Raw genomic sequence first — 24,918 nt, 5'->3', positions numbered from 1 at the left:
TGTCACCCCGAGGGCCTAGGTTGGGGTCTGCTGATTGACACATGCAGCCAAGAAAGTGGGAAGGGACAAAGAGTGCGCGATTCGTACCGCGAACAGCTGGAGTCCGTGGTCGATGACATGGTCCGCCTGTCGCAGCTGGTCTCGACCGCGACGCGTAATGCAAGCCAGGCCTTGCTGACCGCTGATCTGCAGCTGGCCGAGCAGGTCATCTCCGACGACGTCCAGATCGACAACCTCGCAGCCGAACTGGAGCAACGCTGTTTCGGCCTGCTGGCCCTGCAGGCGCCGGTCGCCGGTGAACTGCGGACCGTGATCGTGGCCGTGCGGTTGCTGGCCGACTTCACCCGGATGGGTGACCTGGCCGCCCACATCGCCAAGATCGCCCGCCTGCGCTACCCCGATCACGCGGTGCCGGCCGACCTCGAACCGAACTTCAACCGGATGTCGGAAGTCGCCGTCCGGATGATCGGTGAGGCCTCCGATGCGCTGCGCAACCGGGACACCGGCCAGGCTCGGCGGATGGCCGAGCGCGACGAGGAGATGGACGATCTGCGCAGCAGCCAGTTCCGGTTGATGCTGGCCGACGACTGGCAGTACGGGGTGGAGGCGGCGGTCGACGTCGCCCTGCTCGGTCGCTACTTCGAGCGGATCGCCGACCATGCGGTGACCTTCGGCCGGGAGGTCGTCTACATCGTCGAGGGCGAACTGTCCGGCGACGAGGTGTGGTCCTGATCGACCCCTGATCACCAAGAGCCCCGGTGCCATCGGCACCGGGGCTCCTTGCTATTTCCTGCGGCGATCGCGGGAGTACTACTTCTTGCCCTGGTTGGCCACCGCTTGGATCGCCTCCGCCGCGGCATCGGGGTCGAGGTACTGCCCGCCCGGCGTGATCGGTCGGTAGGCATCGTCCAGCTCGTACAGCAGCGGAATCCCGGTCGGGATGTTCAGCCCGGCGATGTCGGCGTCGGAGATGCCGTCCAGATGCTTGACCAGGGCCCGGATCGAGTTGCCGTGGGCGGCGACCAGAACGGTTTTGCCGGTGGCTAGGTCAGGCACGATCTCGTCGTAGTAGTACGGCAGCATCCGGACCACCACATCGGCCAGGCACTCGGTCTGCGGGCGCAGCTCCGGCGGCAGCGAGGCGTACCGCGGATCGTTGAACTGCGAGTACTCCGCATCGGGCTCCAACGCCGGCGGCGGCGTGTCATAGGAGCGGCGCCAGATCATGAACTGCTCATCGCCGTACTTCTCCCGGGTCGCCGACTTGTCCAGCCCCTGCAGGGCACCGTAGTGACGCTCGTTCAGCCGCCACGACCGCTTGGTCTCGATCCAACCGCGATCCGCGGTGACCAAGGCGATGTTGGCGGTGTTGATCGCCCGCTTCAGCAAGGAGGTGTGCACCACATCGGGCAGCAGATCGTTGCTCTGCAGCAACTGGCCGCCGCGTTCGGCCTCCGCCCGCCCCTTGTCGTTGAGATTCACATCCACCCAGCCGGTGAACAGGTTCTTGGCGTTCCATTCGCTCTCGCCGTGGCGCAGCAGGATCAGCTTCGAGGTCATGGGCCCAGCCTAGCGAGGACCGGCGTCCGCGACGGGCTCGGTGGGGCTTCAGTCCCGATCCGGCCGCAGGTGCTCGAAGGCGGCCAGGTTGGTGGTGGACTCACCGCGGTCGAGACGCCACTGCCATTCCTTGCGAATGGAGGAGGCGAACCCCAGTTCGAGGATGGGGTTGAACGACTCGTCGGCGGCCTCGGCGATCTCCCCCAGCAACGCGTCGATCTGGTACGCGGTGACCGTCTGCACCTGCACATTGCCGATCAGGTAGATGTCGCCGAGCCGGTCGGTGGCGAAGGCGACCCCACGCAGCTTGAGATTGCGCTGCAACAGCCAGCCGTAGGTGCCACTCAGGTTCTCGTCCGGGTGGCGGGCGATGAATGCCCGTACCTGGACGGCGTGGCGGCCGATCATCACCGCCACCTCGGTCTTCAGTTTCCGGGCGCCGGGGATGGTGACGACGAACCCGTCATCGCTTTCCTCCCACTCCAGGTCCAACTCCGACAGCGCCGAGCGCACGGCCTCATGCGCCGCTTCCATGGCGTTGGTCCAGTGCGGTGTCGACGATTCGGTCACGAACTCAGGATATCCCCGACCGGGGAGCTAGCATGTGGTGGCCTCGCGCTGCCCACCCCATGTGGGCCGACCGTTCAGCGCGGCACAGACGTATGGAGGACCATTGAGCATCCGCCTGGCGATCGCCGGCATCGGCAACTGCGCCAATTCGCTGATCCAGGGGTTGAGCTTCTATGCCGATGCCCGCGACGAGGACCTGGTCCCCGGTCTGATGCACACCAAGCTCGGACCGTGGCGGATCAGCGACATCGAGGTGGTGGCCGCCTTCGATGTGCTGGACTCCAAGGTCGGCCGGGATCTCGGCGAGGCGATCTGGGCCGAACCCAATGACACCCTGCACTTCGCCGATGTCGGGGTGATGAACGTACCCGTGCTGCGGGCGCCGACTCTGGACGGTATGGGCCACTACTACCGCGCCGGCCTGACCGAATCCGCGGCCGAGCCGGTCGACGTGGCGAAGGTCCTCGCCGAAACCGGTGCCGATGTAGTGGTGAGCTATCTCCCGGTCGGCTCGGAGGAGGCAACCCGCTTCTACGCCCAGGCCGCACTCGATGCCGGTGTCGCCTTCGTGAACGCGATTCCGGTCTTCATCGCCAGTGACCCGGTGTGGGCGACCAAGTTCCGCGAGGCCGGGGTGCCGATCATCGGTGACGACATCAAGTCCCAGCTCGGCGCCACCATCACCCACCGGGTGCTGGCGCGGTTGTTCGAGTCCCGCGGGCTGAAGCTGGACCGTACCTATCAGCTGAACGTCGGCGGCAACATGGACTTCAAGAACATGCTGGAGCGCGAGCGCCTGGAGTCGAAGAAGCTGTCCAAGACCCGGGCGGTGACCTCCAACATCGCCGCCGACCTGCCGGCCGATGACGTCCACGTCGGTCCGAGTGATCATGTGCCGTGGCTGACCGACCGCAAGTTCGCCTTCGTCCGGCTGGAGGGCCGCGGCTTCGGCAACGCACCGGTCAGCCTGGAGTACAAACTCGAGGTCTGGGACTCACCGAACTCGGCCGGGGTCATGATCGACGCGGTACGGATCGCCAAACTGGCCAAGGACGCCGGGCTCGGCGGCCCGGTCGATGCCGCAGCCTCGGCATTCATGAAGTCGCCGCCGATCCAGCTGCCCGACGACGTCGCGCATGATCAACTCGAGAAGTTCATCGCCTCGGTGCAGTGAATCGACACCCCGAGGGGGTGCCGAATCACTGGGATGGATCGCGCCGAATCACTTGCGGGAAAGGAATTCTCGCATGATCGGACCGGCATCGCTGCTGCCGGACTTCCCGTCGGCGACGAACACCGCCACTGCGATGTCCCCGTCGACGCCGACCATCCAGGCATGGGTGCCGACCGGATCACTGCCGTGTTCGGCGGTGCCGGTCTTGGCCATCACCTCGTCCCCCAGCTCCGCCAGCTCGGAGGCGCTGCCGTCGGTGACCACGCCACGCATCAACCCCCGGAGCACTTCGGCCTCGTCCGCGGTCAACGGACCCGATGGCTGCGCCAGCGCCGGCGCCTCGGCCCCCATGATCAACTTCGGCGTGACCCGTTCACCGGCCTGTACCGAGGCGGCCACCGCCGCCATTCCCAGTGGGCTCGCCAGTACCTCACCCTGACCGATCATCGACACTGCGCGGTCGAGTTCGTCCTCGGCTGCCGGCACCTCCCCCAGCCAGAACGGATAACCCAGCTCCGCATCGTGGTTGAGTCCCAATGCCGAGGCGGCAGCCTGCAGGTCGGTCGCCGAAAGCCTGTCCACCTCACCGATCAGCGCGGTGTTGCAGGATTCGGCGAAGGCCTCCCGCAAGGTGATCGTCCCCAGTGAGTCCGATGGGTAGTCGGAATAGTTCCCGATCGTCCGTCCGTCGACGGTGATCGTGGACGGGCATTCGACCAGGTCCTCCGGACTCATCCCACTGCGGAGCAAGGCCAGCGCGGTGACGATCTTGAACGTCGAGCCCGGCGGGTAGCTACCCGTGTTGGCGATCGCCTGACCGTCTGCCGCGGGGTTCGAAGCCAGAGCCAGGATCTCCTGCGACGACGGCTGGATCGCCACCAGCGCCGCCGGGGTGTCGCGTCCGGCGACGAGTTCGTCGGCCAGTTCCTGCATCGACTTGTCCAGGCTGAGCTGCAGCGGTGTCCCCGCGACTCCCTCGCTGTCGTAGACCTGTTCACCGTCGATCGTCACCGTCGACGCGCCGGTTCCTCGTAGCTGCTCGTCGTAGCGACGCGACAACCCCGACAGGCCCGCCTCGTCCCCTTCGGCGATCCGCCCCTTGGACTCCTCGACGAGTTCGGCGGTGGCCGGGCCGACCGTACCCAGCAGGGGCCGGGCGAAGTCACGACTCGGGGCCAGTTGCGCCTCATCCAGCACCGCACGGCCGCCCGGGATCGACTCCAGCGCTCCGAGCAGGCCCTCGTCGGTGTCGTCGGCCCGCAATGTGATGGCGCTGACGAACGCCTTCGGGCCGGCATTGAGGACCTTCTCGACGAATCGGTCTGGATCGACCTCGACCAGCTCGGCCAGTTCCCGAGCCGCCCCTTCCTGCTCCGCGGCCGCCACCGACGGTTTGTCGATCCCGATCAGCTGGACGTTGATCGCACTCATGATCGGGTCGGAGTTTCGATCGACGATCTCTGCACGTTCCCCGGGCTCCTGGCGTACCTCGAAGCCCTCACCGTCGTCGAGCTCGGGATGAAACTGTGCCATCGAGACATCGGCCCGCCACATGCCATCGGCGTCGACCAGATCGACCTTGGTCGAGTACGTCCAGGGCTCGCCCCCGGGGACGATGTCCCAGGACCAGCGCAGGGTTGCCGCGGTACGGGTACTCGCCCAGGAGTTCGGATCCACCGAGTCGACGGTGACCGTCGGCCAGGCCCCCTTCGCGGTGTTGATCAGCTCGGGGTAGGCCAGGGCCGCGGACTCGGACCCGGCGGTCAGCGGCAGATCACCCCAGATGTGGCCGATCGACAGGTAGTAGGCCAGATCGGCGGCGGTCTGCTCCGGGCTCTTCCCGGGCTCATCGGGACCGGCCGTACACCCGGCGAGCAGTGCCGTCGTCACGCTCAGGCAGAGGGCAGGAACGATCCGGGCGGGACTCACCCAGCCCATTGTGCAGTCGGGGTGTGGACCGACCAACAGCCGGGATCGAAGTTGCCGGGCAGTCACATCGGCGGTCCTGCCAGTAGCCTTGGCCCATGTCCGAATGGTTCACCGACGCCTTCCGCGCCGAGTACGACAAGGCGTCGACCAGCATCGGCCGATTCAACCTCGCCGTCTTCGGCAAGACCGGTGTCGGCAAGTCCACCTTGATCAACGCCGTGTTCGGCGAGCAGGTCGCCCGTACCGGTATCGGTGAGCCGGTCACCCGGGCCAGCCATCTGCATCTCGACCGGCGCGGGCGCCTGGGGATCATCGACACCCAGGGCCTGGAGATCGGGCGGGACGACAAGACGCTGCACGGCGATCTTGCGAAGTTCGTCAAGGAGTACCGCAAGAAGCCGCTGGAGGAGCAGGCACATGCCGCCTGGTACTGCGTCCGGCCGATGGATCGCCGGTTCGAGGAGTCCGAGGCCGACTTCATCGGCAAGCTGAATGATCATGGGCTCGGGGTGATCATGGTCTTCACCCAGGTGCCTTCCCGGGACGGGCAGATCCATCCCGACGTCCTGCAGCTGGCCCGCAGCATCGAGGACCGGAATCTGCCCATCTTCGGCGGTCGCCCGATCTTCACCAATGCAGTGAGGGATCCGTTCACGGATCAGCCGGCTTTCGGCTTGATCGACCTCCTCCAGGCGACCTTTCGCATTGTCCCGGACGCTGTCCACACCGCCCTCGTCTCCGAGCAGGTCGTTGATCTCAAGGCGAAGGCCAGGGAGTCGGAGAAGGCGATAGCCGCGGCGGTGGCCGCCGCGGCGGGTGCGGCTGCCGTACCGATTCCGTTCGCCGATGCCTCGTTGTTGGTACCGATCCAGCTGGCGATGATGAGCCGGATCTCGATCGTGCACAAGCTGAAGTTCGACCGCGCGGCGTTGTTGGCGGTCGCCTCCACCGCGGCGGCCACGACCGGCGGCCGGGCTGCGGTGACCGGTCTGCTCAAGTTCATCCCGGGCGCCGGATCGCTCGTCGGCGGGGCGATCTCGGCCAGCGTCGCCTCCAGCTTCACCTTCGCCATGGGGCATGCCTGGGTGCAGGTCTGTCAGCGGGCCGCGGCCGGCAAGCTGCCGCAGGTCGACGGCGTGCTCGACTCCTCCGCGGTCCGCGAGATGTTCCTGCGGGAGCTGGGCAAGCGCGCCCCGAAGATCCGCCGCTGACAATTGTCGGAAGTTATGGCGACCAGATCGCGACCCCAGGTCACCACAGCTCCCGATGAGTTGCGCACAGGGGCCGGTACGGCTCAGGCAGCCAGCCTCATTCGTACCCACTGCAGCGGCCGGACGAATCCCTGCCGCAGGTCGGCCACATCACAGCGCAGCACCTGCCAACCGGCGTCCTGCCACAGCTGGTCACGCCGGATGTCGGAGGTCTGCTGTTGCCGATGCAGGTGGTGCTGCCCCTCGTACTGCATGACGAGCTTGCGATTTCGGTAGCCCAGATCCCCCTCGGGGCTGCCTGCCACACCGGGGAGGAGCGGGATCTGCAGCTCCGGCTCGGGCAGGCCTGCGGCGACGATCGCCAGCCGCAGGAGGGTCTCCGGCGGGGAATCGGAACCGACCCGGATCAGCGGCAGCGCCTCACGGCCGAGCCGGATGCCGGGACGGCAGTCATTGCGCGAGATCACCTCGGCGAGATCGTCGATCGTGCACCACGGTTGTTCCCGGTCCTCGAGTCCGGGGCGGGGTGTTCGGATCAGTTGGTCGCCGATGACCACGGCCTGTTGCAGGGTCAGCGTCGACAGCAGGTCGAACCAGGTACGGCTGGGCCGGGTGATCGGGAGTCCGTCGAGGTCTCCCACCTCCGCCTGCAGGTCGATCCGCCCGACATGGCCGCACACCCCGCGGCGCTGGGGCGGGTTCCGGCGCTGCGGCCGGGAGACGTGGATCCGTGGGTCGGCCGCCAGGCCCGCAGGCAGTGTCAGTCCGTACAGCCGGGCGGCGGTCTGATGTGACAACCAGGCATTCGGCGTCAGCGCGAGCACGGCCTCGGCGAGTCCTCGTTCGTCACCGACCGCGCCGGCCGGGATCCGGATGCTGCGGCTCGGTGAGGCGAGGTCGCCCGCACGAAGCCGTGAGCGGCTGAGCCCTCGGGCGCAAGGGTCGGTCAGGACGAACGGTCTCTCCTGCAGTCCGGCAGGCAACGGCTCGGTACGGGGCACCCTCGATCCTCACCCGCTGCCGGCGGCCGCTCACGGGTTGTCCACAGGCAAACCCGCCGAACTGAAACTCATCGGGACCTGTGGTGACCTACACCCGTCGTGAGGTCGCCATAACTTCCGACAATTTGGGGATCAGGGGGCGGGGTTGGGGATCAGGGGGCGGGGTTGGAGATCAGGGGGCGGGGTTGGGGATCAGGCGGGGTTGGGGATCAGGGGTCGGGGATCTCGGGGCCGGGCTTGGCCTCCGGCAGGCCGTCGCGGTCGGCCCACTCCAGCAGCGGGGTGATGTCGAAGACCTCCGCGTCGATGCCCGCATGCAGATCACCCAGTTCGGCGTACCGCGCGGGCATGGTGAGGATCGTGAAGTCGTCAGGCTCGGCATCGGGTACCTCGTCCCAGGTCAGCGGCGCCGAGACCGTACCTCGCTGATTCCCCCGTACCGAATAGGCACTGGCGATCGTGTGGTCACGGGAGTTCTGGTTGTAGTCGACGAAGAGTTTCGCCGGGTCCCGGTCCTTGCGCCACCAGGTGGTGGTCACCTGCTCCGGCAGCCGGCGCTCCACCTCCTTCGCGAAGGCCAAGGCCGCTCGCCGGACGGTGGTGAAACCGTGATCGGGAGCGATCCTGACGTAGACGTGCATCCCGTGCCCGCCGGAGGTCTTCGGCCACCCGACCGCTCCCAGCTCGTCCAGCACCTCACGGGTCACCTCGGCACTGCGCACCACGGTCTGCCACGAGCATTCGTCCCCCGGATCGAGGTCGATCCGCCACTCGTCAGGCTTCTCGACGTCGGCCCGCCGCGAGTTCCAGGGGTGGAACTCCACGGTCGACATCTGCACCGCCCAGATCACCTCGGCCAGTTCGGTGACGCACAGCTCATCGGCGGTACGACCGAAGCGCGGGAACCACAGCTCGACGGTCTCCACCCAGTCCGGTGCGCCTTTCGGCAGCCGCTTCTGATGCACCTTCTCGCCGCTGAGCCCCTTCGGGAAGCGATGCAACATGCACGGCCGTTCGCGCAGGGCGTTGACGATCCCGTCGCCGACCGACAGGTAGTACTCGACCAGATCCAGCTTGGTCAGACCGAGTTCGTCGAAATAGGTCCGGTCGGGGTTCGTCACCCGGACGGTACGACCGCCCACCTCGAGTTCCACCGCGTCGGCCATCGACCCCTCCGCTCTCGTAGGGACACCCTAGGCCCAGCCGCCCGGACCGGCGACCCTCAGCCGAACCGTACCGCCCCGGTGTGATCCAGCACCGCCTGCAGCCGCTCGTGCTGTTCGGGACCCAGGTCGGGCAGGGCGTCGAGGTCGAACCAGCCGACCTCGACCGATTCGTCGTCACCGACCTCGGCCTGCCCGTCGAGATAACGGCATTCGAAGGTGTGGTCGAGGTACTGGGCATGATCGCCATTGGCGTGCACCATCGGCGCACCGGCCGCAACCCGGACCAGTGCCTCGATCCGGCAGCGGACCCGGGCCTCCTCCCAGACCTCCCGGACGGCGACCTCGGCGGGGTTCTCCCCCGGTTCGACGATCCCGGTCACCAGGGTCCAGGCGAGGTTGTCGGCCCGGCGCACCAACAACACCTGATGATCCCGCAGCACCACCGCGGTGACACCGGGCAGCCAGAGCAGGTCGTGACCGATCTTGCGTCGCAGGTCTCGGATGAACTCCGGTACGGGCATGGCACCACAGTATCGACGCCGCCGGCGCGCACTCGATCGGCGAGCTGGTCCGCGCCTCGCGGCGCATCGCCCACTCAGCGGTCGAGGAACTCCGCGACCCGGGCGATGAACGCGGGCCGGTCGGCGAAGTAGCCACCGCAGTGGTCGAACCCGGGATAGGTGATGAGTTCCTTCGGCTCACCGGCGGCCGCGAACAACCGGTGCGCATGGTCGATCGGGATGATCGTGTCGTCCTCGGCATGCAGCAGCAACAGCGGTCGCGGCGACAGCTTTCCGATCACATCGATCGGACGCACATCGTCGAACCGGTAGCGGTAGCGGATCCCGGTCGCCAGGTCGGTCAACGGCAGCAACGGGAAGGTCGGCAATCGCATCCGGTGGACGGCGGTACGGATGACATCGGTCATATCGGCGAACGGCGAGTCGAGGACGAACCGGCCGACCCGCGGGTCGTCGGCACCGACCAGGATCGAGACCGCGGCGCCCATGGAGAAACCGAACAGGACGATCTCGGCATTGGGTCGGCGAGCGGCCACCAGATCGATCGCCGCGCGCAGATCGTCCTGCTCCCGGAAGGCCAGCGATTGCGGTCCGTCACCGGATTCACCACTGCCCCGGAAGTCGAAGACGAACACCGAACGACCGGTCCGCCACAGTCCCGGCGCGATCCCCAGCAGATCGGCCTTCGAACCCCGGTGGCCGTGACAGCAGATCACCACCTGCTCGCTGCCGGGCCGGTCGAACCACCAGCCGTGCAACGGGGTCCCGTCGGCGGAGGCGAAGCTGACATCCTCGCTGGGGACACCGACCTCATAAGGGGTGAACCCGTACGGCAACCGCGGCCGCTGCGGTCCGCTGATCACCTGTGCGGCAGCGGCTCCGGCGACGGCGAGCCCAGCTCCGAGCGCGACAGCGGTTCCGGCAGCGATCCGACCTGCAATACCCACGTCACCAGCCTAGGTCCCCGATCGCGGCGGCGACCTCACCCACGGTTTCGATGAGCCCGATCTCACAGCCGTCGCCCGCCCGATCCCGCTCACCTGCGCCCTCGAGCCCGGTCTCGCAGCGACTCCCACCCGAGCGCCCCAGGCTCACCCGCCGGGCTCTGCCTGCAGCCACCGTGGACCGTGACCCGGGCCTGGCCCGGCAATCCGGCGCAGCCGAAATCGGTCCCTGCGCGCATTGGCACTAGACTCGACGGGTTCCCACCGTTGAGCCAATCGGAGTTTGCATGCCTGCTGTCAAGAGCCGTGACGATCTGCGCAATGTCGCGATCGTCGCACACGTCGACCACGGAAAGACCACCCTGGTCGACGCGATGCTGTGGCAGTCCGGTGCATTCCGGGCCAACCAGTCGGTCGACGACCGGGTGATGGACTCCGGCGACCTGGAGCGCGAGAAGGGCATCACCATCCTCGCCAAGAACACCGCCGTGGAGCACAAGGCACCGAACGGTACGACCACGACGATCAACATCATCGACACCCCCGGCCACGCCGACTTCGGTGGCGAGGTCGAACGTGGCCTGGAGATGGTCGACGGTGTGGTGCTGCTGGTCGATGCCTCCGAGGGGCCGTTGCCGCAGACCCGATTCGTCCTCCGCAAGGCGCTGGCGAAGAAGCTGCCGCTGATCGTGGTGGTGAACAAGGTCGACCGCCCCGACGCCCGGATCTCGGCGGTGGTCGAGGAGACCTACGACCTGTTCATGGACCTGCTGGACGAGGATGCCGCCGAGGACGCCCTGGACTTCCCGGTGGTCTTCGCCTCGGCGAAGGCCGGCCGCGCCTCGCTGAACCAGCCAGCCGACGGCGAGATGCCGGATTCCGAAGACCTGGAGCCGCTGTTCGCGACCATTCTCGACCACATCCCGGCCCCGCGCTACACCGAGGGCGCGCCGCTGCAGGCGCATGTGACGAACCTGGACGCATCGCCCTACCTGGGTCGTCTGGCACTGTGCCGGATCATCGAAGGTGAACTGCACCGCAACCAGAACGTCGCCTGGTGCCGGGCCGACGGCAGCGTGAAGAACGTCAAGCTCAGCGAGTTGTTGATCACCAAGGCCCTGGACCGGGAGCCGGCCGAATCGGCCGGACCGGGTGACATCGTGGCGATCGCCGGTATCGAGGAGATCACCATCGGCGAGACCATCGCCGACCCGGAGAACCCGGTTCCGCTGCCGTTGATCACCGTCGACGAGCCGTCGATCTCGATGACCATCGGCATCAACACCTCACCGCTGGCCGGCAAGTCGGGCAAGAATCTGACCGCCCGTCTGGTGAAGGCCCGGCTTGATCAGGAACTGATCGGCAATGTCTCGATCCGGGTCAACACCACCGAGCGCCCCGACACCTGGGAGGTGCAGGGACGTGGCGAGCTACAGCTGGCAGTCCTGGTGGAAACCATGCGCCGGGAGGGTTTCGAGCTGACCATCGGCAAACCGGAGGTGGTCACCAAGGAGATCGGCGGCAAGGTGCACGAGCCGGTGGAGCGGTTGACCATCGACGTACCCGAGGAGCACATGGGTACGGTCACCCAGCTGCTCGGCACCCGCCGCGGCCGGCTGGAGCAGATGATCAACCACGGCACCGGCTGGGTACGACTGGAGTACCTGGTACCGGCCCGCGGACTGATCGGGTTCCGTACCGAGTTCCTCACCGACACCCGCGGTACGGGGATGATGCACCACGTCTTCGACTCCTACGAGCCCTGGTTCGGTGAGTTGCGGACCCGCCCGACGGGTTCCCTGGTGGCCGACCGCAAGGGTGTCGTCACCTCCTACGCACTGTTCAACCTGCAGGAGCGCGGCACCATGTTCGTCGGCCCCGGTGCGGAGGTCTACGAGGGCATGATCGTCGGCGAGAACGCCCGCGCCGATGACATGGATGTCAACCCCACCAAGGAGAAGAAGCTGACCAACGTCCGCTCCTCCACCGGTGAGGAACTGGAACGGTTGATCCCGGCGAAGCTGCTGAACATGGAACAGGCGCTGGAGTTCTGTCGCGGTGACGAGTGCCTGGAGGTCACCCCGGATGCGGTCCGGATCCGGAAGGTGCAGCTGGCCGCCAATGATCGGGCGAAGTCGCGGAACAAGGCGCGCAACTCCTGAGCGATGCGAAGGGCCCGGTGATGACCATGATCATCACCGGGCCCTTCGCCTTTCGCCCGAGGTGTCAGCGATCGTTGTCGGTGTCCACCTTCGGATCGATCTTGTCGGCCAGCTTCTCCGCTCCCTCGGCGGTCTCCTCGGCGGCCAGCCGATCGGCATCGGCCCGGGCGAGCGCCTCCTGCCGGGCGAGCTCGGCCTCGTCCTCGGTCTGGGTGGCCTGGGCATGGGCCTCGGCCACTGCCTGCACGCGGGCGACCTCGGCATCGTCCTCGGCCTTCGCCGCCGACTCCGCGGCCTCCTCCTTGGCCTCCTTGGCGCCGTCACGGACACTCGCCGCAAACTGCTCCCGCAGGCTGTCGACCCGGTTGCGGCCGCGGCCGGCGAACTGGTCGAAGGCGTCCATGAACTTCTCGAACTGCGCCCGCAGGGTCTCGGGCAGGGCCTTCAGCTGGTCCGGCGCATCGTCGAGTGCCTTCCGCAGCTTCTCGGCCTCCTCCTTGCGGCGGGCATCCCGGTCCGAGGCCCGGGTCTGGATCGCCTCGGTGGCGGCCTCGGCCTGTTTGCGTACCTGCTCGGCGACCGCATCGGTCAACCCGGCCAGGGCGTAGAAGGTCTTCACCCCGGCATCGGCGATCTGCGACGACGCCGGTTTCGGATCGGCCGTCGAGTCGTCCTTGGCGCCCGACTCGGTTGCATCGTCCCCGGCGGCCGAATCCTCGGCGAAGCTGCTGCTCGTAGGCCCGGTGCCGAAGGTCGCATCGGCCGAACCGGTGGCGTTGGCGCCACCGCTGGTCTCGGTCGGCGTCGTCGGACGATCTCCCAGCGCGGGTTCGTCCTCACCCGGTACCGCGTCCGAGGGAACCTCACCGGCGACCCGCTCGGCCCCGGCGACATCGGAGTACTCGGTCGTGCCCGCGGCCCGATCGGGGTGGAACTCGGTCGACGGGTCGACCGGGTTGGTCGCCTCGGTGGCGTCCACGATGGTCGGGTCCGAGGCCGCCGCCGCCGACTGGTCATGGTTGTTGGGCTGATCCTGGGTCATGTTCGGTTTCCTTGTCGGTTGGTGGACATCTCCGAAGCTGCCTGGTCGCGGGCGAACTCGGCGTAGACGGCCAGCAGGGCCGTCTTCTGCGCACTGCTGAGCCGTTCATCGGCCCAGATCGCGCCGACCACATCCGGCCGCCCGTCGTCGGGGTCGAGGATCCCGGCCCGGACGAAGAGGGTTTCGGCCGAGACCTGCAGCGCCTTGGCCAGCTGCTGCAACACTTCGGCCGAGGGTCTGCGGAGACCTCGTTCGATCTGACTGAGGTACGGGTTGGAGACCCCCGCCTGTTCGGACAGCTGCCGCAACGACAACTGCGCGGCCCGGCGCTGGGCGGCGATGAACTCCCCCAGCGAGGTCATCCGCTCGCCGAGGTGTTCACCCACCCGTTGCCCGGCCATCCATCCATACTGTTAGCCGCCAGCTTGCAAACTCAAGCCGGGAGCAAACTTCTCAGCAACCGCAGAGGATTCCTGCCGGTCGCCCGGGCCGGTCCGGCTGCCTCACTCGATGTCGATCCGGGGCACGGTGGAGGTGATGGTGCTGCCGTCCTCGCGGTGGCCGGCGACCTGCGGCAGGCTGCCGACACTGCCACCGATCCGCCGGCCCTGATCGGGCAGCTCGACCCGTACCGGCTCCTCGGCGGTGACGGTGTACTCGGCACCGCGGACCATCACCTGGACCGGATCGCCCTCCAGCAGGGTGAAGCTGATCGTCTTCGCCTCCACCCGGACGTGGATCCGCGAGTCGTGCCAGCGCAGTTTGAACGACAATGCCTGCCAGCTGTCGGGCAGTCGCGGATCGAAGCTCAGTTCCCCGGTGTAGTCGCGCAGCCCGCCGAAGCCGGCGGTCAGGCAGGACCAGATGCCGCCGGCCGAGGCGACGTGGACCCCGTCGCTGGCATTGCCGTGGCGATCGTCCAGGTCGACGAACAGGCCGGCGTAGAAGTAGCGCAGCGCCAGCTCGTCGTATCCGACCTCGGCGGCGACGATCGACTGCACCACCGCCGAGAGGGTGGAGTCACCAGTGGTGATCGGGTCGTAGTACTCGAAGTTCGCCCGCTTCTCCTCCGCCGTGAAGTAGTCCCCGCGCAGGTACATCGCCAGCACCACATCGGCCTGCTTCAGCACCTGGAAGCGATAGATCACCAACGGGTGGAAGTACAGCAGCAGCGGCCGCACCGAGTCCGGGGTGTTGTCCAGGTCCCAGACCTCGCGCTCGACGAAGTGGATGTCCTGGGGATGGACCCCCAGTTCGGCGTCGAACGGGACGAACATCGCCGCCGCGGCCGAACGCCAACGCTCGATCTCGTCGTCACCGATCTGCAACCGCCGGGAGATCCGCTCGAAGGCCTCCGGATCGGTCTCGGCGATGTCGGTCAGCACCTGCGCGGCCGCCGACAGGTTGAACATCGCCATCACATTGGTGAACAGGTTGTCGTTCACCACCGTGGTGTACTCGTCCGGCCCGGTGACTCCGTGGATGTGGAACGAATGGTCGCCGTTGGACCGCCAGAAGCCGAGGTCCTCCCACAACCGTGCGGTCTCGACCAGGATGTCGATCCCCTCACGGAGCATGAAGTCCCGGTCCCCGGTCGCCAGGTAGTACTTCATCAGCGCATAGCTGATGTCGGCGTCGATGTGGTACTGCGCGGTGCCGGCGGCGAAGAAGGCCGAGGCCTCCTCACCGTTGATCGTGCGCCACGGGTAGAGCGCACCCACCTGGGCGAGCTCGGCGGCCCGCTTGCGGGCCGCATCCAGCATTGTGTAGCGGAACCGCAGCGCGTTCCGGGCCACCCGCGGGGTGGTGTAGGTGAAGAACGGCAGGGCGTAGACCTCGGTGTCCCAGAAGTAGTGACCGCCGTAACCCGAACCGGTCATACCCTTGGCCGGGATGCCTTGCCCCTCGGCACGGATCGCGGCCTGGGCGAGCTGGAACAGGTTCCAGCGCACCGCCTGTTGCACCTCCGGCTGACCCTCGACCACCACATCCGAGCGATCCCAGAAACGATCCAGCAGTTCGCGCTGCTGGCTGAAGGCGTGATCGACCCCGTCCCGGACGATCCGCTCCACCGTCCGCCGACACCGGTCGACCAGCTCGGTCACGGGTACCCCGCGGGAGGTGTGGTAGACCGCCACCTTCGCCAGGTCGATCGGTACGCCCTGCTTGGCGTCGATCCGGTAGACCACCTTCGCCGAGTCGTCCTCGGCCTCGGAGAAGATCTTGTAGTTGTTCTCGGTCTCCATCAGATGCTGGGCGCCGACCGCGATCGTCATCTTCGACTCCGCGGTACGGAAGCCGAGCAGCAGCAGGCTGTCCTTCTCGACCTGCTTGAACTGCGGGTCGAGCACCCGCCGGTCGAAGCTCTCGGCCTTCCGCGGATCGCCTCCCTCACCCATGGCGGCCGACTTCACGTGGTACTCGTCCTTGCCGTCCTGACGGTTGAGGATCTGGCTGGAGATGACCACCGGCGCGTCACCGTTGAGCAGTTCCAGGCTGAGCGTCATCACCGCCACATGGCGTTCGGCGAACGAGACCATCCGGCGGCTGAGGATCCGTACCCGCTTGCCCGAAGGGGTACGCCACAGCAATTGCCGCGTGAGCACGCCGTCGGCGAAGCTGAGCACCCGGGAGTACTCCTCCAGATCGGCCATCGACAACAGCAACGGCTCGTCGTCGATGTAGATCTTCATCACCTTCGCGTCGGGCACGTTGACGATCGTCTGCCCCACCCGGGCCAGGCCGAAGGCATCCTCGGCGTGCTCGATCCGCCAGGTCTCGTGGAACCCGTTGATGTAGGTGCCGTGGGTGTGGGTGTCGCGCCCCTCCTCCGGCGTACCCCGCATACCGAGGTAACCGTTGCCGACGGCGAACAGGGTCTCGGTGACGCCGAGATCCTCGGCGCTGTACTGCTCCTCCACCAGTGCCCACTCGTTCACCGGGAACCGGGTCCGATCCAGCGGATCGACTGCGGGCGGTGGTACGTGCGGGGAGGGATACTTGTGCATTCCCAGTCCTTCGACGGTCGTGGTCCAACGTGTGTTCAACCGGATCCGCAGTCCGTTCGGCGGGCCCGTGGGTCGTCGATCGCCCGGGAGCCTGGGCCCCGTTGCGACCGCTCGTTCTCAGCTGTCCGGCAGCAGCTCTGCCAGATCGGTGACGACGATGTCGGCACCGTTGTCGCGCAGGGCCTGCTCACCGGCACCGCGGTCGACCCCGACCACGTGGGCGAATCGGCCGGCACGACCCGACTGGACCCCGGAGATGGCGTCCTCGAGGACCACCGCGCGGTCGTTCGGCAGGCCGAACTGTTCGGCCGCCCAGGCGTAGGTGTCCGGGGCCGGTTTGCCGGCCAGCCCCTGCTCGGCGGCCACCACCCCGTCCACGATGAGCTCGAACTTGCCGATCACATCGGCGGTGGCGAGCACCGCCTTGGCGTTCTTCGACGAGGAGACGATGGCGCAGCGGACACCGCGCCCCAGCAGCGCATCGACCAACTGGATCGACCCGGGGTACGGCTGGATCCCCTCCTCGTCGAGCACCTGGGTGAACAGCGCGTTCTTCCGATTCCCCAGCCCCCACAAGGTGTCGGCCTCCGGCGGATCGTCGGGATCGCCCTCGGGCAGTTCGATGCCGCGGGAGGTGAGGAAGGTCCGTACCCCCTCCAACCTGGGTTTGCCGTCGACATGGGCGAAGTAGTCGTCGGTGGTGTACGGCGCCTGCCCGTCGATCGTCGACAGGTAGTCGTTGAACATCTTCTCCCAGGCGCGCATGTGCACCTCGGCGGTCGGCGTGATCACACCATCGAGGTCGAACAGTGCGGCTCCCACGGAGTCCCAGTTCAGCAGGGTCATGGGGCCAACCCTAGAGCCGATCCGGCCCGGGTGAAGACTCCGCCGCGAAACGGTACCCGCACTCACTGGGACAGCCGCCCACGACATCGGCCACAGTGGCAGACTCGTGTCCATGCCGCGTCCCGGAGAACCCCTGCGTCGTCTCGGAGTGTTGACCATCGGTCTGTTCGATCCGGCCGACCCGGGGGCCGGCCATCGAGAGACCCTGGCGATGATCGAATTCGCCGAGGAACTCGGTCTGGACAGCGTCTGGCTGCGGGATCGGCACCTGCAGCACGGGATCTCCTCCCCGGTCGCGGTCCTGGCTGCGGCGGCGATGCGTACCTCCCGGATCGAGTTCGGCACCGCGGTGATCCCGCTCGGCGCGGAGAATCCCCTGCGGCTGGCCGAGGATCTGGCGACGGTCGACATCCTCTCCGGCGGACGCCTGAATCCGGGGGTGTCCAGCGGTACGCCGATGAACTTCGAGCGCTACCGCGAGGCGATGTATCCCGACACCCTGGAGTCGGAGGACTTCTCCAAGCAGCGGGTGATCCGGTTGCGCAACTTCCTGCGCGGTGACCCGATCAGTGCTGCCGGGACCGTCGGCATCGAGGAGTTCTCCGATCACGTCCAACCCCATTCACCGGGCCTGGCGCAGCGGTTGTGGTACGGCGGTGGCCGCGACTCGGCGATCTGGACCGGCCAGCAGGGGTTGAACTACCTCACCTCCTCGGTCGTCTTCGCCGCCGGCACCGGTGTCGACGGCAGTGAACCCGATGCCTTCGCCCGGGTGCAGGCCGGGGATGTGGCCGCCTTCCGCGAGCACCATCCGGCCGGGGCGAAGGCCCGGGCGTCACAGGGCCTGGTGGTGATCCCGACCGACTCGGCCAGTGCCGAGCAGAAGCGTCGCTACCACGCCTATGCCGAGTCGCGGCTGGAGCGCACCCGTACCGCGCATGGTCCGCGCGGGTTGTTGCTCTCCCCCGACCTGGTCGGTGACTCCAGCGAGTTGGCCGATCGCCTGTGGTCCCACGCCGGGTTCCGGGAGGTCGATGAAGTGGTCTTCGCGCTGCCCTTCACCTTCGAGGCCGAGGACCATCGGCAGATCCTGACCGACCTGGCGCAGTCCTTGGGACCTGCCCTGGGCTGGTCTCCCCGGCTCTCCTGAGAAAATCTGTGCAGAACCTCACCGTCGGCTAGCGCTCCCGTGCTGCGATCAATAGTGTCACTTTCGACAACCTGTTCGTAGCTGTAGGGAGATGACGTGGAACAACCGAAGGCCCCTTCGGGGCCGCGACGTGCGCTGCGCGGAGCCGGGCTGACCGTGCTCGGCATGCTGTTGGCGGTGGTCGGCATCTTCGGTGCGACCCCGGCCCAGGCCGCCGAGATCGACGCGATCACCGATGTCCGGATCGTCTCCGAGACCGACCCCCTCGACCAGTGGGACGTCCTGGAGATGCAGGCCGACTGGGCGCTGCCGGCCACGGCGACCGAAGGTGACACCTTCAGCCTGGCCATCCCCAAGGATGCCCCGGGTGACTTCACCTTCTTCTCCGGCAGCTTCCCGATCCTCACCCCCGACGGCAGCGAGACCGTCGGTGAATGCGTGATCGAGGCCGACCGGATCACCTGCACGTTGTCCGACTACGTGGACACCCACGCCGATGTCAGCGGCCAGATCAACTTCTACGCCCAGGCGCAGGCGACCACCGACGCCACCAGCACCCAGTTCGAGACCGGCACCGGGACCAGCTTCGACGTCTCCATCCCGACCGGCATCGGTATCGGCGAGGGAATGCCGGCTCCGACCGAACCGCGGAAGATCGGCTGGATCAACCTCGACGGCCGGCAGATCACGAACTTCGTCTTCGTGCCCGGCGAGTTTTTGGGCGAGGAGTCGACCGAGGTGGTCGACACCTACGACTCCCGGTTGAGCCTGGACGAGTACCACGTCTACTCCGCACCGAAGGATGAGTGGTCCCCCAACGACTGGCAGGGCCGCTTCACCCCGCTGCCGACCGAGCAGTACACCGCCACCAGCGATCCGCAGAACCACACCTTGACGGTGAACTTCGGCTCCATCCCCGACCGGGCGGACAACCTCTACGTGATCACCTACACCCTGAACCTGCCGGATGACGTCAGCCAGGGCGATGTGTTCCCGAACCGCGTGGTGAGTGACAACGAGTGGACGACCGACAATGAGGTCATCTACTTCGAGGCCAGTGCGGTCGGCGAGGGGGACAACTATCACCAGCTCCAATTGGTGAAGGCAGTCGCGGGTGAGACCACGGCCACCGACTTCGCGTTCCAGATCAGCTGCCTGCTCGACGACGAGACCGTTCGGGGTTACCCGAAGGACGTCACGGTGACCGAGCAGACCCCGGTCTCGGTCGGCGCCATCCCGGCCGGCTCGGTGTGCACCGTGTCGGAGACCGACGACCAGGGCGCGAGCGAGGTGAGCTTCGATCCGAGCAATGTGATCACCGTTGGTGAGGACAGCCCGGAGGTGATCACAGTGACCGCCACCAATGTCTTCCCGGTCCCATCGGTGTCGCCGACCCCGTCGACGCCTCCGTCGGGGACTCCCACGACGCCACCGTCGGTGACCCCCACGACGCCGCCGTCGGTGGCTCCCACGGCGACGCCGACCGGAACGCCGTCGCAGACCCCGTCCGCGACACCGACCGGCACGCCATCGGCCACCCCGTCCGCGACACCTTCGGCCACCCCGTCCACGACACCGACCGGGACGCCTACGGCGACACCGACCGGGACGCCATCGGTCACCCCGACCGGAACCCCGCCGGCCACCCCGACCGGAACACCGTCGGCCACCCCGACCGGAACGCCGTCGCAGACCCCGTCCGCGACACCGACCGGGACGCCATCGGCCACCCCGGCGGGTGCCCCGTCCGCGACACCGACCGAGGGCGCGACCCCGTCCAGCAGCTCGGGTCCGCGCACACCGTCGTCGCCGAACCTGGCCGAGACCGGCGCCCCGCTCGGTGTGGCGGCGCTGGTCGCGGCACTGGGCCTGAGCCTGGCCGGTGCGACGCTGCTGGGCCGACGTCGCAACTGACAGTGATCGGGTGATCACCACCTGATGGCAGGCGAATGCGCCGCGAACCTCCTGGTTCGCGGCGCATTCGCTTTCCCCAGCTCCACGAGCGCGCCCCCGAAGATCCGAAGCCAACCCGATTGCCCGGGCCACAACCCAAATTGTCGGAAGTTATGGCGACCTGATCGCAGGCGTAGGTCGCCACAGGTCCCGATGAGTTGCGTCATGGGCCGCCCCGGAACCACACCCGGTGCTGCACCCACGGGCCCAGCGCCTTCGTCGCGGCCGCAGATGTGAATCCACGGGGACCGAAACCGCGGCCGCGGAGGTCATTCCCGGGAAACCACACCCGCGGCCACCCAGGCCATCGGCCCGGAACCAAACAAACGTCTCATCTGCCCGGAACCAAACAAACGTCTCATCGGCCCGGAACCAAACAAACGTCACACTCGATGGCGACGACCAGCGCCCAAACACAGCGGTGGCGCGAAACACCTCCGGCGCCACCTCATCGAGTGTGACGTTTGTTTGGTTGATCGCTCAGGCATCCGATCGGTCGACGCCGACGACGGTCATCGCGCCAACCGGTCGCCCGCCACCCAGGACGGGTACGTCACGCTGAGCAGCCAAGGTCGGATGGTCGTACCCGAGACGCTGCAGCGCAGCGGCCATCAGCGCCGCCCGCCCGCGGAATCCGCCGTCGTCGATCTTCAGCGCGATGCCCCGGCCGTCAGGCAGCCCGACGGCGTGCACCGCTTCGGCCCCGGCCTTGGTCACCAGTCCCGGGATCGCCCGGTGCAGCTGGTTCTCGTCGCGCAAGGTGCCGGAGGTCCATTCCGGGTTCTGCCGGATCGCCTCGGCCACCCGGGCGCCCGGTCCGTCGTCGGCTGCGGCGAGCCGGCCGAACGCTCTCGCCAACCCGACCAGGGTCACCGGGAACAGGGGCGCACCACAGCCGTCGACGGTCGGCACCCCGGGCTGTTCGCCGGTCCACTCCTCCAACGTGCCGGCTATCGCGCGCTGCAGGGGGTGGTCCGGATGCAGGTAGCCGGCCTCGTCCCAACCTCGGCGGACACAGGTACGGATCATCGCCGCGTGCTTGCCCGAGCAATTCATCGCCACCGCCTCAGGCCGTCGCCCCTGAAGAATCCACTCCTCCTTGGACGCGTCGTCCAACGGCCAGTCAGGCGGGTTCTGCAGGGCACCGACACCGCGCTGCGCCCCGGCGAGAATGCGCTCCGCACCGGCGATGTGGAACGCCTCCCCCGAATGGGACGCTGCTGCCAGGGCCAACAGTTCGCCATCCAGGTCGAGACCGGCCTGCACCATCGCCACTGCCTGCAACGGCTTCAGACAGGAGCGGGGATAGATCGGTACGTCGACGGTCCCCCAGGAGAAGTCGACCGTGCCATCGGCAGCGGTGATCGCCAGCCGCCCGCGATGGACGCTCTCGACCAGCCCGCCCCGCTCGACCTCCAGCAGAACCGGATCCGAATCCCAGAAAGTCACCCGCCCACGCTAACCGAGCACGCACCGGGCACGCGGCCGCGAAGTCGTGGATGTTGAACGCCGGCGGCCGGAACGCCGTTCTGCACGCGCAAACAGGAGGCCGTCGCCGACCTCGCCCGACCGGCGAAGCCTCGCCCCCGGGATGGTGTCACGGCAGCCTGACCGGCACTCTGCGCAAACCGCAGGCCGTCGCCGACCCCGCCCCACCGGCGAGAAGCCTCGCCCCCGGGATGGTGTCACAGCAGCCCCGACTCACTCTGCGCGCACCACGGAGACCTCGACCGACCGACAGGTCGTCGCATTTCCGACAGTTGGCGATGTCATAGCAGCCCGGGACCACATCGGACCGGTCTCACGAACCGGCGACACTCACAACCGGGCGCGGAAGTGCAGGCCCACCTCGGGGTCCACCAGGGGCTCCTGGGACGCGGTGATGTCACCGGTCAGCAAGGTGGCCTCGGTGTCCACCTTCCGCTTCACCAGTCCGAGACCGATGGGGCCCAGCTCGTGGTGCCGGGCGGAGGTACCGATCGCCCCGACGGTCTTGCCGTCCAGGGTCAGTTCGGCACCGAGCTCGGGCAACGCATCGGTACTGCCGTCGAGGTGCAGCAGCACCAGTCGGCGCGGTGGACGGCCAAGGTTGTGCACCCGGGCGACCGTCTCCTGGCCCCGGTAGCACCCCTTCTCCAGGTGGGTGCCGTAGAGCCCGATCTCGTTCGGGATCGTCCGCTCGTCGGTGTCGAGGAAGATCCTCGGCACCCCGGCGGCGATCCGCCGCGCCTCATAGGCCCAGGTTCCGACCGGCCGGCCGGCCTGTGCCAGGTAATCGTCCAGATGCCCTCGGGGGATGAACGACTCGAACCCGCCCAGGGAATCCTCACCGGTACGGGTGACCCGGCCCGCCGGCGGTTCACCGGGTTGCCAGACCACGGCGAGCTGATCGGTACGGTCGGCCACCTCGACCCGGAGCATGAAGCGCATCGAGTCCAGGAATGCGGTAGCGGCTGCGGCCCGTCCCGGTTCGGTGTGCGCCCACAGCATCTCCCCGTCGTCGACGGCGAGCAGTGCATGTTCGATGTGCCCGGTGGGCCCGAGCAGCAGGATCGTGGTCGACTCCCCCGGCTGCAGGTTCTCCAGGTGCTGGGTGCTCAGCGAATGCAACCAGCTCAACCGGTCCGGACCGGAGACGGTCAGCACACCCCGGTGGGACAGGTCGACCACACCCTCACCGGCCTCCAGCGCACGCTGTTCCCCCATCGGGTCACCGTGGTGCCAGGCGACGCCGGCGTCGGGCCCGTCCCCGGCGATCACCGCGGCCATCAGGCAGCCGCCCGCTGCAACCGCGCCCACATGAAGGCCTGCAGCGGCACCTCGGTGGTGGCCCGGTCCCAGGTCCACAACAGGTCGCCCTCGACATTGCCGTACAGGCGTTGCCCGCCGGTCACCGGTTCGGCACCCTTGGTCCGCATCACCGCATCGGTGGTCAGTTCGATCTTCGCGCCGTCGGACTTGCCGTACCAGATCTCGGCGTAGCCCTCGGGATGGGCCAGGACCAGGTCCAGCTCACCGTCGCCCGAGGCGCGCCAGAAGCCGGTCTCCATCGACAGCGGACGCACAGCCTTGCCCGCGTCGTCGACCTCGAAGGTCTGCGAGAGGTAGTGCAGATAGTCAGCACCGTTGTGGGTGACGTCGACCTGTTGGCCGTAGTCGAACTCGCCGACGCCGGGCCAGGTGCCCTTGCCGCTGCCCTCCCACCGGCCCAGCATCCAGGCCAGCCCGAGCAGGTTGGGGTTCAGGTCGTCAGGGATCTCGAATGCCATGAACACCAGTGTTCCACGAAGCCGGGGATGCCCCCGATCGCGTACCGGCGCCCGGGATCAGCGGTGACCGAACGGTCAGCGGCGACCGCTGCCGACATTGCGACGCAGTCCGAGGAACAGCATCCAGACCAGCGCAGCGAGCAATCCCAGGGTGGTCGTCGCGGCGGCGATCAGGAGCACCCAGGCGTGGACTTCGGCAACCGGTGGCATCGGCACGATGGTAGTCCGCCGACGTTGCCGAGCCGGGAGCGCCGCGCCCGGATCGGCCGGTACGGCGAGGCGCATGGGCACCGTCAGTCGTGAACTCGGTCGGGAAATGCCCACCGTCAAGGATGTCCGTCGACGCTCGGGCGAAGGGGTGCGACGGGGTTCACCGATGCCCTCCCGGGCACCGGTGCCACAGCCGCTGAGCGGTCAGCCACCGGCGAACGGGGGCAGCACCTCGGCGTCGACCGGACGGTCCAAGGGGGCCTGCAGGTCGGCGACCCGGCGGCCGTCGACGAGGATGGTGCTGAGCTTGGCGACCCGGTCGAACTCGGGGCCGAGATCGGCCCGGGCCAAGGCATCGGCGATCGTTTCGCCGTCAACCGCTAAGGTTTCGGTGCCAGCTGCGGACTTGGCCGCAGCCCAGAAGCGAAAACGTACGCGTTGCATGGGATTATCCTGTTGGTTCGATCGATGGTGGGCAAGGCCGAGGTACTCAGCGACGGCCTGGAACGGGGGAGGTAGCAGTGGCGCAGATACTGCTGCTCGCCAAACATCTCCAGGATGCGAACTCGGTCGACATCCTGCCCGCACTGGGCCTGCTGTCCCACCAGATCCGGATGATCCCCTCCGACGCCTCCCAACTGACCGAACTGCCCTCGGCCGAGCTGATCATGCTCGATGCGCGGACCGATCTGGTCAACGCCAGGGCGATGTGCAAATTGCTCTCCGGTACCAACCAGGCACCGATCCTGGTGATCATGACCGACGGCGGCCTGGCCACGGTGGCCGGTGACTGGGGCTTCGACGACTTCGTGATGACCAACATCGGGCCGGCCGAGCTCGAGGCCCGGATCCGGTTGTGCCTGAGCAGCAGTCATGCCGAGGAGGTCATCTCCTCCGGTGGTATCGAGATCGACGAGTCCGCCTATGCCGCCAGGCTGAACGGCAACTCCCTCGACCTCACCTACACCGAGTTCGAACTGCTGAAGTACCTGGTGCAGCATCCGGGCCGGGTGTTCAGCCGGGAGCAGCTGCTCTCCGACGTCTGGGGATACGACTACTACGGCGGCACCCGTACCGTCGATGTGCACGTCCGCCGCCTGCGGGCCAAGCTCGGGCCGGAGTACGAACAGATGATCGTCACCGTCCGCAATGTCGGCTACCGGCTGGCGGCCCGCTGAACGCCGGCCCGTCTCGCCGCTCCC

The 24,918-nt window shown here is 67.6% G+C and carries 23 protein-coding genes; 7 read left to right on the top strand and 16 right to left on the bottom strand.

What is annotated here, in order from left to right:
• Window positions 1-72: 72 nt before the first annotated feature.
• Complete coding sequence (phoU, locus tag CLV29_RS15210) at window positions 73-732, top strand: phosphate signaling complex protein PhoU (protein WP_133755938.1); 660 nt, start codon at window positions 73-75, stop codon at window positions 730-732.
• 78 nt (window positions 733-810) lie between these two features.
• Here phoU and CLV29_RS15205 read toward each other — a convergent pair whose 3' ends face one another.
• The gene (locus tag CLV29_RS15205; RefSeq protein ID WP_133755937.1) at window positions 811-1,560 is read right to left on the bottom strand and encodes a phosphoglyceromutase; all 750 of its coding nucleotides are present in this window, start codon (window positions 1,558-1,560) and stop codon (window positions 811-813) included.
• Between the two features lie 48 nt (window positions 1,561-1,608).
• Entirely contained in the window at window positions 1,609-2,130 is a 522-nt protein-coding gene (locus CLV29_RS15200; RefSeq protein ID WP_243831972.1) for a type III secretion system chaperone family protein, read from the bottom strand.
• A 103-nt stretch (window positions 2,131-2,233) separates the two neighbouring features.
• Between CLV29_RS15200 and CLV29_RS15195 the strand changes: the two genes are divergently transcribed.
• Window positions 2,234-3,304 carry an inositol-3-phosphate synthase gene (locus tag CLV29_RS15195; protein WP_133755936.1) on the top strand — a complete coding sequence of 357 codons (1,071 nt, stop codon included), beginning with the start codon at window positions 2,234-2,236 and terminating at the stop codon, window positions 3,302-3,304.
• A gap of 48 nt (window positions 3,305-3,352) precedes the next feature.
• On the opposite strand, the gene CLV29_RS15190 is transcribed toward CLV29_RS15195, so the two are convergent.
• Window positions 3,353-5,233 (bottom strand): penicillin-binding transpeptidase domain-containing protein, encoded by a 1,881-nt coding sequence (locus CLV29_RS15190; protein WP_166649304.1) that lies wholly within the window; start codon window positions 5,231-5,233, stop codon window positions 3,353-3,355.
• A 95-nt stretch (window positions 5,234-5,328) separates the two neighbouring features.
• On the opposite strand from CLV29_RS15190, the gene CLV29_RS15185 reads away from it, so the two are divergent.
• The gene (locus tag CLV29_RS15185; RefSeq protein WP_133755934.1) at window positions 5,329-6,444 is read left to right on the top strand and encodes a GTPase family protein; all 1,116 of its coding nucleotides are present in this window, start codon (window positions 5,329-5,331) and stop codon (window positions 6,442-6,444) included.
• A gap of 83 nt (window positions 6,445-6,527) precedes the next feature.
• Here CLV29_RS15185 and CLV29_RS15180 read toward each other — a convergent pair whose 3' ends face one another.
• The 4 genes from CLV29_RS15180 to CLV29_RS15165 form a co-directional block, all read right to left on the bottom strand.
• Window positions 6,528-7,445, bottom strand: coding sequence for a hypothetical protein (locus CLV29_RS15180; protein ID WP_133755933.1), 918 nt, complete (start codon window positions 7,443-7,445; stop codon window positions 6,528-6,530).
• 209 nt (window positions 7,446-7,654) lie between these two features.
• The gene (gene ligD, locus CLV29_RS15175; RefSeq protein ID WP_133755932.1) at window positions 7,655-8,611 is read right to left on the bottom strand and encodes a non-homologous end-joining DNA ligase; all 957 of its coding nucleotides are present in this window, start codon (window positions 8,609-8,611) and stop codon (window positions 7,655-7,657) included.
• Window positions 8,612-8,667: 56 nt separating this feature from the next.
• The gene (locus CLV29_RS15170; RefSeq protein WP_133755931.1) at window positions 8,668-9,132 is read right to left on the bottom strand and encodes an NUDIX hydrolase; all 465 of its coding nucleotides are present in this window, start codon (window positions 9,130-9,132) and stop codon (window positions 8,668-8,670) included.
• Between the two features lie 74 nt (window positions 9,133-9,206).
• Window positions 9,207-10,079 (bottom strand): alpha/beta hydrolase, encoded by an 873-nt coding sequence (locus CLV29_RS15165; RefSeq protein WP_208292984.1) that lies wholly within the window; start codon window positions 10,077-10,079, stop codon window positions 9,207-9,209.
• A gap of 284 nt (window positions 10,080-10,363) precedes the next feature.
• Here CLV29_RS15165 and typA point away from each other — a divergent pair, with 284 nt between their 5' ends.
• On the top strand, window positions 10,364-12,238 hold the full coding sequence (gene typA / locus CLV29_RS15160) for a translational GTPase TypA (RefSeq protein ID WP_133755930.1): 1,875 nt from the start codon (window positions 10,364-10,366) through the stop codon (window positions 12,236-12,238).
• Between the two features lie 64 nt (window positions 12,239-12,302).
• Here the strand turns inward: typA and CLV29_RS15155 are convergent, their stop codons facing one another.
• The 4 genes from CLV29_RS15155 to CLV29_RS15140 all read right to left on the bottom strand — a co-directional run bounded on the left by CLV29_RS15155 (window position 12,303) and on the right by CLV29_RS15140 (window position 17,134).
• Window positions 12,303-13,280, bottom strand: coding sequence for a hypothetical protein (locus CLV29_RS15155; RefSeq protein WP_133755929.1), 978 nt, complete (start codon window positions 13,278-13,280; stop codon window positions 12,303-12,305).
• The gene (locus CLV29_RS15150; protein ID WP_208292983.1) at window positions 13,277-13,681 is read right to left on the bottom strand and encodes a helix-turn-helix domain-containing protein; all 405 of its coding nucleotides are present in this window, start codon (window positions 13,679-13,681) and stop codon (window positions 13,277-13,279) included. Before CLV29_RS15150 ends, CLV29_RS15155 begins: the two co-directional genes overlap by 4 nt.
• 102 nt (window positions 13,682-13,783) lie before the next feature.
• On the bottom strand, window positions 13,784-16,288 hold the full coding sequence (locus CLV29_RS15145; protein WP_133755928.1) for a glycoside hydrolase family 65 protein: 2,505 nt from the start codon (window positions 16,286-16,288) through the stop codon (window positions 13,784-13,786).
• 117 nt (window positions 16,289-16,405) lie between these two features.
• Complete coding sequence (locus CLV29_RS15140) at window positions 16,406-17,134, bottom strand: HAD family hydrolase (RefSeq protein ID WP_133755927.1); 729 nt, start codon at window positions 17,132-17,134, stop codon at window positions 16,406-16,408.
• A 112-nt stretch (window positions 17,135-17,246) separates the two neighbouring features.
• On the opposite strand from CLV29_RS15140, the gene CLV29_RS15135 reads away from it, so the two are divergent.
• Both CLV29_RS15135 and CLV29_RS15130 read left to right on the top strand, forming a co-directional pair.
• Window positions 17,247-18,284, top strand: coding sequence for an LLM class flavin-dependent oxidoreductase (locus tag CLV29_RS15135; RefSeq protein WP_133755926.1), 1,038 nt, complete (start codon window positions 17,247-17,249; stop codon window positions 18,282-18,284).
• Between the two features lie 96 nt (window positions 18,285-18,380).
• A complete protein-coding gene (locus CLV29_RS15130; RefSeq protein WP_133755925.1) occupies window positions 18,381-20,198 on the top strand; it encodes an Ig-like domain-containing protein in 1,818 nt (605 codons plus the stop codon).
• A gap of 519 nt (window positions 20,199-20,717) precedes the next feature.
• Here CLV29_RS15130 and CLV29_RS15125 read toward each other — a convergent pair.
• The 5 genes from CLV29_RS15125 to CLV29_RS15105 form a co-directional block, all read right to left on the bottom strand.
• The gene (locus tag CLV29_RS15125; RefSeq protein WP_133755924.1) at window positions 20,718-21,686 is read right to left on the bottom strand and encodes an asparaginase; all 969 of its coding nucleotides are present in this window, start codon (window positions 21,684-21,686) and stop codon (window positions 20,718-20,720) included.
• A 369-nt stretch (window positions 21,687-22,055) separates the two neighbouring features.
• Window positions 22,056-23,006 (bottom strand): CAF17-like 4Fe-4S cluster assembly/insertion protein YgfZ, encoded by a 951-nt coding sequence (gene ygfZ, locus CLV29_RS15120; protein ID WP_166649303.1) that lies wholly within the window; start codon window positions 23,004-23,006, stop codon window positions 22,056-22,058.
• Window positions 23,006-23,506, bottom strand: coding sequence for a heme-binding beta-barrel domain-containing protein (locus CLV29_RS15115; protein ID WP_133755923.1), 501 nt, complete (start codon window positions 23,504-23,506; stop codon window positions 23,006-23,008). The genes ygfZ and CLV29_RS15115 overlap by 1 nt, the downstream gene beginning before the upstream one ends.
• Before the next feature lie 75 nt (window positions 23,507-23,581).
• Window positions 23,582-23,716: a hypothetical protein gene (locus tag CLV29_RS17090; RefSeq protein WP_279586502.1), complete on the bottom strand. Its 135-nt coding sequence runs from the start codon at window positions 23,714-23,716 to the stop codon at window positions 23,582-23,584.
• 204 nt (window positions 23,717-23,920) lie between these two features.
• Entirely contained in the window at window positions 23,921-24,160 is a 240-nt protein-coding gene (locus CLV29_RS15105) for a MoaD/ThiS family protein (RefSeq protein ID WP_133755921.1), read from the bottom strand.
• Between the two features lie 77 nt (window positions 24,161-24,237).
• On the opposite strand from CLV29_RS15105, the gene CLV29_RS15100 reads away from it, so the two are divergent.
• Complete coding sequence (locus tag CLV29_RS15100) at window positions 24,238-24,894, top strand: response regulator transcription factor (protein WP_208292982.1); 657 nt, start codon at window positions 24,238-24,240, stop codon at window positions 24,892-24,894.
• Window positions 24,895-24,918 lie beyond the last annotated feature (24 nt).

The sequence above is a fragment of the Naumannella halotolerans genome (assembly GCF_004364645.1).
In the GTDB taxonomy this organism is placed as follows: domain Bacteria; phylum Actinomycetota; class Actinomycetes; order Propionibacteriales; family Propionibacteriaceae; genus Naumannella; species Naumannella halotolerans.
The sequence above is the reverse complement of the archived record's forward strand: the minus strand, read 5'-3'. Positions and strand labels throughout refer to the sequence as shown.

Bases quoted from the DNA above. Each gene is read 5' to 3' on its own strand.
- CLV29_RS15115 (WP_133755923.1), bottom strand. From the start codon at position 23,506: ATGGCATTCGAGATCCCTGACGACCTGAACCCCAACCTGCTCGGGCTG.
- CLV29_RS15145 (WP_133755928.1), bottom strand. From the start codon at position 16,288: ATGCACAAGTATCCCTCCCCGCACGTACCACCGCCCGCAGTCGATCCG.
- CLV29_RS15205 (WP_133755937.1), bottom strand. From the start codon at position 1,560: ATGACCTCGAAGCTGATCCTGCTGCGCCACGGCGAGAGCGAATGGAAC.
- CLV29_RS15170 (WP_133755931.1), bottom strand. From the start codon at position 9,132: ATGCCCGTACCGGAGTTCATCCGAGACCTGCGACGCAAGATCGGTCAC.
- CLV29_RS17090 (WP_279586502.1), bottom strand. From the start codon at position 23,716: ATGCCACCGGTTGCCGAAGTCCACGCCTGGGTGCTCCTGATCGCCGCC.
- ygfZ (WP_166649303.1), bottom strand. From the start codon at position 23,006: ATGGCCGCGGTGATCGCCGGGGACGGGCCCGACGCCGGCGTCGCCTGG.
- ligD (WP_133755932.1), bottom strand. From the start codon at position 8,611: ATGGCCGACGCGGTGGAACTCGAGGTGGGCGGTCGTACCGTCCGGGTG.
- CLV29_RS15135 (WP_133755926.1), top strand. From the start codon at position 17,247: ATGCCGCGTCCCGGAGAACCCCTGCGTCGTCTCGGAGTGTTGACCATC.
- typA (WP_133755930.1), top strand. From the start codon at position 10,364: ATGCCTGCTGTCAAGAGCCGTGACGATCTGCGCAATGTCGCGATCGTC.
- CLV29_RS15155 (WP_133755929.1), bottom strand. From the start codon at position 13,280: ATGACCCAGGATCAGCCCAACAACCATGACCAGTCGGCGGCGGCGGCC.
- CLV29_RS15105 (WP_133755921.1), bottom strand. From the start codon at position 24,160: ATGCAACGCGTACGTTTTCGCTTCTGGGCTGCGGCCAAGTCCGCAGCT.
- CLV29_RS15150 (WP_208292983.1), bottom strand. From the start codon at position 13,681: ATGGCCGGGCAACGGGTGGGTGAACACCTCGGCGAGCGGATGACCTCG.
- CLV29_RS15185 (WP_133755934.1), top strand. From the start codon at position 5,329: ATGTCCGAATGGTTCACCGACGCCTTCCGCGCCGAGTACGACAAGGCG.
- CLV29_RS15140 (WP_133755927.1), bottom strand. From the start codon at position 17,134: ATGACCCTGCTGAACTGGGACTCCGTGGGAGCCGCACTGTTCGACCTC.